Source organism: Dietzia sp. NPDC055877 (assembly GCF_053615975.1).
The window spans coordinates 1-9819 of the sequence record NZ_JBSHCV010000032.1 but is presented as its reverse complement, the minus strand read 5'-3'; the positions used below and the strand labels follow the sequence as shown (position 1 = coordinate 9819).

The 9819-nt window shown below is 62.4% G+C and carries 9 protein-coding genes; 8 read left to right on the top strand and 1 reads right to left on the bottom strand.

Features of this window, described 5'->3' with window-relative positions:
* Positions 1-8: 8 nt before the first annotated feature.
* The 4 genes from ACWGLC_RS17515 to ACWGLC_RS17500 all read left to right on the top strand — a co-directional run bounded on the left by ACWGLC_RS17515 (position 9) and on the right by ACWGLC_RS17500 (position 3471).
* Positions 9-356: a hypothetical protein gene (locus ACWGLC_RS17515; protein ID WP_452101066.1), complete on the top strand. Its 348-nt coding sequence runs from the start codon at positions 9-11 to the stop codon at positions 354-356.
* A 243-nt stretch (positions 357-599) separates the two neighbouring features.
* A complete protein-coding gene (locus ACWGLC_RS17510; RefSeq protein ID WP_452101065.1) occupies positions 600-1202 on the top strand; it encodes a recombinase family protein in 603 nt (200 codons plus the stop codon).
* A 2-nt stretch (positions 1203-1204) separates the two neighbouring features.
* A complete protein-coding gene (locus ACWGLC_RS17505; protein ID WP_452101064.1) occupies positions 1205-2659 on the top strand; it encodes a Mu transposase C-terminal domain-containing protein in 1455 nt (484 codons plus the stop codon).
* Entirely contained in the window at positions 2659-3471 is an 813-nt protein-coding gene (locus ACWGLC_RS17500; RefSeq protein ID WP_452101063.1) for an AAA family ATPase, read from the top strand. Before ACWGLC_RS17505 ends, ACWGLC_RS17500 begins: the two co-directional genes overlap by 1 nt.
* 102 nt (positions 3472-3573) lie before the next feature.
* On the opposite strand, the gene ACWGLC_RS17495 is transcribed toward ACWGLC_RS17500, so the two are convergent.
* On the bottom strand, positions 3574-3864 hold the full coding sequence (locus ACWGLC_RS17495) for a PLD nuclease N-terminal domain-containing protein (protein ID WP_452101062.1): 291 nt from the start codon (positions 3862-3864) through the stop codon (positions 3574-3576).
* Positions 3865-4320: 456 nt separating this feature from the next.
* Here ACWGLC_RS17495 and ACWGLC_RS17490 point away from each other — a divergent pair, with 456 nt between their 5' ends.
* The 4 genes from ACWGLC_RS17490 to ACWGLC_RS17475 all read left to right on the top strand — a co-directional run bounded on the left by ACWGLC_RS17490 (position 4321) and on the right by ACWGLC_RS17475 (position 9506).
* Positions 4321-5307 carry an Abi family protein gene (locus tag ACWGLC_RS17490; protein ID WP_452101061.1) on the top strand — a complete coding sequence of 329 codons (987 nt, stop codon included), beginning with the start codon at positions 4321-4323 and terminating at the stop codon, positions 5305-5307.
* A gap of 212 nt (positions 5308-5519) precedes the next feature.
* Complete coding sequence (locus ACWGLC_RS17485) at positions 5520-7346, top strand: exonuclease domain-containing protein (RefSeq protein WP_452101060.1); 1827 nt, start codon at positions 5520-5522, stop codon at positions 7344-7346.
* Between the two features lie 117 nt (positions 7347-7463).
* Positions 7464-8561 (top strand): hypothetical protein, encoded by a 1098-nt coding sequence (locus ACWGLC_RS17480; RefSeq protein WP_452101059.1) that lies wholly within the window; start codon positions 7464-7466, stop codon positions 8559-8561.
* A 498-nt stretch (positions 8562-9059) separates the two neighbouring features.
* Positions 9060-9506, top strand: a complete 447-nt coding sequence (locus ACWGLC_RS17475; RefSeq protein ID WP_452101058.1) for a hypothetical protein — start codon at positions 9060-9062, stop codon at positions 9504-9506.
* Positions 9507-9819: the final 313 nt, after the last annotated feature.

Genomic DNA, 9819 nt, shown 5'->3' with positions numbered 1-9819 from the left:
TCCGTCCAATCTCCGCCAAGCATGCTCAAGCTTCACGATTTTTGCAACAGAGCCCCCGCGTCCTCGATGACGCGACGGCGCTGCACGCTGTACTGAGGCGTACGGCCGGTGCGCAGTTCGGGAGGTATGTCGGCGTCGACGTACCCATGCTCGGCCAGCTCGCGGCCTGGCATGAGCGCGTCGTCGACGGGACGCACTACAACGGCGAGGACGGGCGCGGCGACGGCGCAACTGGCACCGTCACCACGGCGGCAGAGCTGCACCGTGCCGCCGCAGCGTTCGATGCCGCCTCGGCCGCGCTGCGCGAAGCGCACGCAGCCAACGGCGTCGTGCGCTGGTACGACGATCCCCAGTGAGTCACGACGTGGACGGCCCGGATGCCGACACCGAGGAGCGCACCCGCATCGGGCAGGTGCTCGATGCAGCTCTGCCGCCGACGAGCGCCGACCGATAACGATCGTTTTTGTTACAAGTGCGTTCGAGTTCGCCGATTTCGGATATGTCGAGGTGGGCAGAAGCCCAGTTTGTAGCAAAACTCAGGCCCGAATTCTATGTTTCTGATCTACCCATCGCCGATGGGTATTGCTACATTTAGTGGCATGGGAGACGCTTTCGGGTACGCGCGGGTGTCGACGGGCGATCAAGACGCACGATTGCAGCACGATGCCCTTGAGGCTGCCGGCTGCTACAAGGTCTTCACCGACACCGCCTCCGGGGCATTGGCCTCGCGCCCGGAGTTGGGAAAGCTCCTCGATCAACTTCGCCCGGGCGACACGCTCGTGGTCTGGCGCCTGGATCGGCTGGGCCGATCGATTCGGCATCTGATCGATCAGCTGACCGAGTTGCAAGAGCGCGGAATCGAGTTTCGCTCCCTGCAAGAGAACATCGACACCGGATCCTCGGGCGGACGGCTGGTGTTTCACATCTTCGCCTCGCTGGCAGAGTTCGAACGAGACCTCATCTCCGAACGCACCCACGCCGGCCTGGAAGCCGCCCGGGCCCGTGGTCGTGTGGGTGGGCGTCCACCACTGCTCGCCGGGGACAAACTGCGCACCGCCCGCAAGCTCTACGAGCAACAAGACATGACCGTCGCCCAGATCGGCGAGGTCCTGGGGGTCAGCCGCACCACCGTGTACCGGGCCCTGCAACGCGGGGCCGACAAGCCCCCAGCTCGGCGCCGACAGAAGTCGACGACGGCGTAACCATGAGCGGGGGCGAGGAACCTCAAGGTTCGATCAGCGCCCCCACTGGCGCGAAGACTGCCGCGGCCCGATGGCAGGTCCTACGCCAACACGTGGAGAGCGGGGTCCCGCTGACCCAGTTGGCCGCAGCAGAAAAGGTCGGGGAACGCACTCTTCAACGCTGGCTCGCCGCCTATAGAAAGGGCGGGATCGCCGCACTGGCTCCAGCAACGCCACCCAAGCGTGGGCGGCGTACCCACCCAGAACTTGTGGCCTACATCGAAGGCCTGGCGTTGAGCACGCCTCGGCCGTCCACCGCGGCGATCTTTCGCAAAGCCGCCACGACCTCCGCTCGGCGGGGATGGCCGATGGTCTCCGCGAGCACCGTGCAGTCCATCGTGGCCGGTCTGGATCCGGGGATGGTGACCTTGGCCCACCATGGCGCGGCGGCCTACCGGGACAGCTACGAGTTGGTGTGGCGCCATCGAGCTGAGCGGGCCAATGCGACCTGGCAGGCCGACCACACCGAACTCGACATCCTCATCCTCGACGCCAACGGGCGATCCGCCCGGCCGTGGTTGACCGTCATCCTCGACGACTACTCCCGGGCGGTGTGCGGCTACATGGTCTTTCTCGGTGCCCCCTCGGCGATGAACACCGCGCTGGCGTTGCGGCACGCGATCTGGCCGAAGAACGATCCGAACTGGCCGATGTGTGGCCTGCCCGATGTGCTCTACGTCGATCACGGAACCGACTTCACCAGTCACCATCTCGCCCAGACCGCCAAGGAACTGCACTTTCAGATCATCTACTCGACCATCGCCAGACCACAGGGCCGCGGCAAGGTCGAGCGGATCTTCGGCACACTCAACACCGAGCTCCTTGCTGATCTGCCGGGCTATCTCACCCGCGGTCAGCGGCACCCCGAGCCGGTACTGACGCTGCCCGCGCTCGACACCGCCGTCGGCGAGTTCATCAGCGATAGGTATCACCACCGAACCCACCCGGAGACTGGCGACAGCCCCTACCGGGCCTGGATCGGTGACGGGTGGCTACCTCGCCTGCCCGAGACCGTCGATGATCTCAACCTGCTGCTGCTGACCGTGGCCAAAACGCGCATCGTCCACCGCGACGGAGTGCGCTTCCAAGGTCTGCGGTACGTCTCGCCGCTGCTGGCCGCCTACGTCAAAGAACAGGTCGTGATCCGTTACGACCCCCGCGACATCTCCGAAATCCAGGTCTTCCACAAGAACCAGTACATCTGTAAAGCCGTGGACCCCGATCACGCATCGGCCACAGTCAGCCTCAAAGACATTCAGCACGCACGCGCAGCCCGCCGACGCGAGCTACGTGGCCAGATCACCGAACGCATTGCCGTCGTCGCCGGCCACCAAGACCCCTCGTTTCCGGGCCCGCCGGCACCGCCCCCACCAGCCCAGAGGAAGACGAAGCTTCGCACCTACCTGGAGGATGACTGATGTCTCCGCAACGGTTTATCGCCACCAAACAGCACCGCAGATTCGTCGAGTTCGCCGACGCCGTACGCCGGCAACACACCATTGGCATCTGCTACGGCCAAGCCGGGATCGGCAAGACACTGTCTGCCAGACGGTATGCGAACTGGCACAAAGCCGAGCGACTCCTCGAGGAATGGGGCCCACGCGTCGACTCCGATTTCCCGATCTATGCCGCCCTGGCCAGGAAACGGACAATCTTCTATACCCCCGCGGTCCTGAGCACTCCACGTCAGGTCAGAGACGACCTCACCGGCCTGACTGTCCAGGTATCTGCGTGCGTCAACGAGCATCTGATCAACACCGGCGAACTACAGACACGACCCAAGACCCTGGGAAGGCACGTCGAACTGATCATCATCGACGAATCCGACCGCCTCAATGCCACTGCCCTGGAAATGGTGCGAGACCACTACGACCGCGACAACGTCGCCATCATCCTCATCGGCATGCCCGGGATAGAGAAGAGATTCAGCCGCTACCCGCAGCTCTACAGCCGCGTCGGGTTCGCCCACGAATACCGGCCACTGAGCAAGGAAGAGCTGCGCTTCGTGATCGAACGTCGCTGGCCCAAGTACGGCCACCCCCTCGACCCCGACGACTTCACCGACGCCCAAGCCCTCGCCGCGATCGCGCGGATCACCCGCGGCAACTTCCGCCTCATCGACAGACTGTTCACGCAGATGGAGCGCATCATGCAGATCAACGAGCTCAACACCATCACCGACGACGTCGTCGAAGCCGCCCGGTCCACCCTTGTCGTCGGCATCACCTGACACCGCCAAACGTAGCTGATAGTCACACCTCGGGGTCCTGCATCGGGTGGTGTCACTCTCCGTCGTGGGGCGGGTTCGACGTCGGTGGTGGAAGTGCAGGAGTCATGATGGATGGCGCTGGGTGCCGCGAGCAGTAACAGCGGCATACCTGATCCAGGCGATCGCTCCGAGTATCGGCAGCATCCACACGATGAGAAGCCACAACACGGTGTGCACGAGGCCGACCTTGGAAGTGAGAATGTCGACCGTTGCATAGAAGCTGACGCCAAGCCACACTGCCACGAGCAGCCACGCGGCGCCGAGCATGGCAAACACCTGGCCGAAGTTCGGATCGCAGGCCTTTTCTCGGACACATTCGCTCAGTCCGGCCTCGGCAACTACGGTCGTGTCCATCGCGATCAACCTATCGTGGCAGTGCCCCGCCCCAGTGGGCTGTCGAGATTATCTCTACGGCGCGGCCCACTCGCGGTCGAGGGGAACGGTAGACGCGGAGCATTGCTATCGCTCTTGAATGGCCGGTTACCTCAGTAAGGAGGCCCCGTTCCTCCGGACGTCACCGCCAACGGAAGTTGCGAGAAGACCGCCAAATGAAGTTGAGATTTACACTGAAGACCGCCACTGAGAGGTCAGCTCCACAGCACGAATGGCGGTCCCCCGACCGTCCCGCATGGGTGTACCCCATCGGCACATGTGCCGGTCCGCCCTTCGCGACAAAGTCGACTTACTGCAGCCGTGCCCCATGACGGTAGTAGGACCGGGTGCTACGGTGGTGTTACCACATCCCCCACGCCTCTCTCAGAAGCGCACTTGGGGGATTTTCTTTGTCATGGGTCAGAGGAGGAGCTATCGATGCCTCGACCATCCCGGCCCCGAGGCTCACTTACCTACGGCAAGCCGCCGCTGCCCCTCGACGAGCTCGTTGATCGCCTCTCCAACCGCGGCTTAGACATCCCCGATCCGGGGAGGTCCGAACGGTACCTTCGTCACATCGGCTACTACCGACTCTCGCCCTATACGATCCCCTTCCAACAAGGCGAGCCCGATCACCTGTTCCGCGAGGGCACAACTTTCGACGATGTACTCGACCTCTACGTCTTCGACCGGACGCTGCGATTGCTGGTCATGGATGCCCTTGAACGGGTCGAGGTAGCCGTCCGCGCGGCACTCACCGACCACATGGCGAACACCTACAACGATCCGCACTGGTACATGGATGCGGCACACTTCCGCCATCCGGGCCGGCACGCCGGCCTCTTGCAAATCGTTCGGTCTACCTGCGACGAGCGACTGCGCGGGTCACCCGACGCAGGAGAAGATTCGCTGGTCCACCGCTCAGCTCTAGAGCATTACCTGACGACCTACGGTTCGCCCGAGCTCCCGCCGTCTTGGCTCATGGTGGAGACACTCACCATCGGCCAACTAAGTGGCGCTTACCGCAATCTCGCGCAACGCGCCGACCGCACGGCGATCGCCAAGAGCATCGGGCTGACCGCGACGGTATTGGAGTCCTGGATGTTGACCTACGTTCGTGTGCGCAACATCTGCGCACATCACGGGAGACTATGGAACGTCGGCCTGGGCGTTTACCCAGCCATCCCGACCTCTTCGAAGATCTCGTGGTTGAAAGACTCGGACGCTCTACCGGCACGATCCCGGAAGCGCCTCTACCCGGTGCTGGTGTCGCTGCAGTCCGTCCTTGACTCCGTATCGCCCCACAGCAGCTGGGCCCAGCGCCTCCACGAGCTACTGAGAACGCGCCCTGCAATGAATCTCGCCGGCGCAGGCATCCCCGTAGCTTGGGCAAGCGATGAATTCTGGAGCCGCCACCTCGCGTAACGCGGGACCGGGCGGCGAGAAGGCTTGCTCAACCACCGCAGCGAGTACCCCACCTGCGCACTCCGGGCACGAACGTTCGGCACCTGCTTGACGGAAGTGGCGACCACGGGGATGTGCTCAAGCCACCTCCCCGTGTCAGAGCGGCGATATAGCCTCCGGTTCATCACCTTCAGGAGGTCGAATTGTCGCAACTGCAGGGGTACGGCGCAGTCGTGTCCATCACGCCTCACTACCTGGTCGTCGAGCGAGATTGGCTCATCGCCAAAGCTGCCGGCACTCGCATCGACATCCCGCTACGCGAAGTCATTGGACTGCACGTCAAACAGCCGTCGATGCTGACCAACGGGTGGGTTCAGCTATGCGTGGGTGCGCCCCGAGCAGCGCTCGGCCGCGCCGCAGCGCCAAGTGACCCCCACACCGTGATGTTCAAGCGCAACCAGCGAGACCAGATGGACAGTCTGCTGCAATTTCTGCACCATGTTGTCGAGGTCAACCACACCCACCGGCCACCAGTGAACACCTCTAGTTCGACTATTACCCCTGTGGCGCTCTCCGTGGCCACACCTTCCGTGCGATCGTTCGCACCGAGACGCGGCCCACAAGATGGCCCCACTCCCCGGCTGGAGCCAACGCTCCACGCTGAAGTGGCAATGTCCACCGGCCCGAGCTTTGTCGGCTTCGACGTCGAAACCGCCAACGGTGCCCGAGGGAGCATCTGCGCTATCGGGCTGACCGCCATAACCGCAGGCCAAGTCACTGCTACCCATTCATGGCTATGCCGTCCACCGGCCGGACTTGAACGCTTCGACGCCGGAAACATCGGAATACACGGGATCACCCCACGCGATGTGGCACAACAGCCGACCTTCCGCGATCGACTCGGCGACATGCTCGACCTCATCGGTGATCTACCGCTAGTCGCCCATAACGCTGCTTTCGATATCGGCGCTCTACGCGAGGCATCCGTTGCCGAATCAGTGACGTGGCGGCCCCTGCAGTACGGCTGCACACTGCAGTGGTCCCGAAAAGACCTGCCTGAGCTGCCCAATCACAAGCTCCCCACCGTGGCCCGCGCACTCGGCGTGCCCCTGCGCCACCACCATGACGCCTCAGCCGATGCTGCTGCCGCCGCCGGAATCGCACTCGAACTAATGCGCCGACGCGGTACCGCCACCCTCGACACCTACCTCACCGCAGCAGGAATCACTCTCGGCCGCGCCACCGTGGACACCGTGGAAGCTCCCCGCAACACGACTCGCAAAGGCGTCCCGGCGTGGGTGTCGATTCGCTCCAGCGCTACCCCGCCAGCCTCGGACCCGAACGCCGACCCCACCCATCCCCTCCACGGGCACACCGTGGTTCTCACCGGGAACTTAGCTGGATTCAGTCGCGACGAAGCATGGGCACGTCTGGCTCAGTGCGGTGCCCGAGTGAACAAGACCGTCACCCGGCGCACGTCCGTTCTCATCGCCGGATACTGGCCTGACGAGACCAGTCACCCACCGTCAACGGAGAAGTACAGCGAAGCGTGCCGCCTCCAAACCGCTGGCCAGCCCCTTTCAATCATCGACCAGCACCAGATGGAACTCCTGCTGGCCGGGGACCGCTCAGTGGCGTTGCCTGACCTAACCGCCCCGCCCACTGTCGACGCCTACGCCTTGGCTGACGACAGTCAGATCGCTCCGCAACACCGCCACGATCCCCGACAGCAGGTCCGTGGCCGCCACTTCAGTGCGTGGAGCGAGCCGATCAAACAACTCAAACGCGATAACCGCCTCGACGAAGCCCTCGAACTTCTCCTTGAGGTCGTCGACGTCGTGGAACGGCCTGAGAACTGCTCACGCGGATGCCCCGCTCCCGGATGGACCGAGCAGGCAGCAATCGTCTACCGCAAACAGAAAGACCACGCGAGCGAAGTTGCCATCCTCCAACGGTGGCTCGACACTGCACACCGAAATGGTGTCGTCGTCGATTCCTCCCACCCAATTATGCAGCGCAGCGCCAAAGCCAAAGCGCTGTTTGAGAAACAGCGAAGCTAAGAGGCCACTGGACTCGGCAGCGCCTCGCCGGGGTCAGGACGATGCTGACTTCGCCGCAGCTAGGACAAGGAGACGATGTGGATACGCGCCGATGCACGTCGGTACTGGTGGTGCGCGGTGAGTGATGAGTCAGAGCTCTGGCGGCACAACTTCAAGCAATTGTTGTTCTTCATCGAGGTTGCGAAGGACAACTTTCAAGCTGCTCCCCGTTCCAAGGGAGTTGCCGAGCGATCGATGAAGGAGGGCCTGCGGGAGGGAGTCTTCCATCATCTTCTGCAGGAGCGTGAGAGAAGAGCAATCTACAGTGCAGACCTTAGGGAGATCGTCGATCCTGCCCTCGAGGCAGCCGTCATTTTTCTCGGCGGGCCGTTCTCGACGCCCAAACTGTTGGCGGAGCAACTTGAAGTAATCGCCGCACAGTGCAGAAGTGCCATCGGAGCAATCGACGCCATGCAGGACGAAGAAGAAGTTGAACAGGTCGTCGAGGAGTTCGAGACGCGCTACTTGGCAACGCTGGCAACGACCTTGTCGGCCCACCACACCCTCGCTAATAAGCTCGCGAATCGCAAGGAGGCCGACGGGGAGCACTTCGACGTGGGCGAATATTCCTTCGCCAGGGAGACAGGACCCGGGCGTGTGCATGTTGCCGACTTGGACAAGGCGATGGACAGCGGCGTGAGTACGTTCAGCGCCACGCGAGGGTTCGTGTCCTACGAGCGCTTCCCTCCGATCCAGATCATGACGTACGGGCAGTGGTTCGCGTACATTCACGCGATCTGGGATGAGTGGTACCGGCCTCGATTGGCTGCGGCACACTCGCGTCGTCTCGACGAAGAACTGTTGAAGAACGATATCAAGAGTGGGTTCATGGGCGATCTTAACAAGATCCGAAATGACGTAATTCACAACAAATCTCGAGTTAAAGAAAGTGCGAGAAACACGATTCTCTCCTGGGCTACAGAAGACGGTTTAGTGGGGATGACCACCGAAAGAATGATGGGGCTGCGGACGATGTTTCCGCGCGATGATCTGCTCGCAAAGCCTACGCGCAATAATCCCCCAAAGACGCAGAATCTTCCATGGACCGCAGATACCGAACTGATAAGTTCGGTCAAGCAGCGACTGACGGATCTCGGACTCACCAAGCGGCAGCAGAAGGAAGTCGGAGACGAGATGCTGCGACTGTGGCTGGGTGCGAACACCGTTGGCAAATAGACAAGGCGGAGTCGGCTCGCCCAATCAGACGAACGGACGCCCCGCCGGTGATGCCAGGGTCCGACCAGCCACTGTCCCGCTTCGCCGATAATGTCGATTTCGTCAAGAACGCTGGTCAACACGTCGGCGCCTACCGCCGAGCTGCTCTAGGTGGCTAGCTGTCGACATTTACCGGGGTGATGGCGAGGTGGTACTGCCCGACTGTCGTCTGCACAGTCACGGACACCTTGCCGACAGATTCTGGGGAGAAGCCAATCCTCAATGCCGATTGCTCAGCCGGTTTGACCATCCACGCACACGAAACCTCGAAACCCGGCCTGGTCGGGTGTCGCTACCTGATCTAATGCCGTTATGAGAAAAACATTAGTATCGCTTGCTGTCGTGCTTTTCCTCCCCGCTGCTCCCGCCGCTGCTTCCGCTCAGCCCTTCGGATCTCTCGGGTCGTCGGAGGACTCATCGCCAGTCGTACCGGTCGCGCACGCACCGAACCCTCTCGAGGTGGATACGATCGAGCAACTTAATCGTCACCTCGAGGAACACATCCCGACGATTCCCGAGTCGATCCGGCCAACTTCGACAGTCACACTGACGCGAGACTCAGAGGTCTCACGACTGGCGCAGGAGGGAGCCTCAAAGGCTCTAGCGCTTTTCATGACCTTCGATCAGCGCCACGAGAGGGCCTGGGAAAGTCCGCAAATCCTCGACGATAACGCCGGATTCAAGGACGCTGTCGTGTGCGGACCCGGCCCTCTTACAGCGGTCCGGATCGGTGACGCCTACCGCGCCGTGGGTTCTTACGACGGCATGACGAGCGATCTACATGTGGTTCGACCGTTCACCCTTTATCAGTACCCCGACCCCCTGGTAGGAGTCGGATATGCCGAGCGAAACGGAGAGGCATGCTCCTACACGCTGCTCCGAAGTGCGAACTACCCATTCCTCTGACTTTCCAGCAGCGGCCCCGCCGGCCCCGTTCTCAAGCACCCCAACCGCCGGCAACGCCATGGCCTCCTCAGCCGACCTCTCTGGCGGTCTACATCGGAAGACGATCGGCCAGAGTGCCGATAAGTCGCGCTCTGACAACAGGCGGTTCGCTGGCCCCAGTTCGATCATGTCTGCCCCATCGACGAGGCGTTGACCTCGGTGCAATAGCAGGGCGGTCGATAGGGCAGCAACCGTCCAACCCGATCCAGAGCGGCTAGCTGTGATGTCCAGAGAGGTTGTCCCGACTCGGGTTGGTGAGTTCGGCTGACAGGTG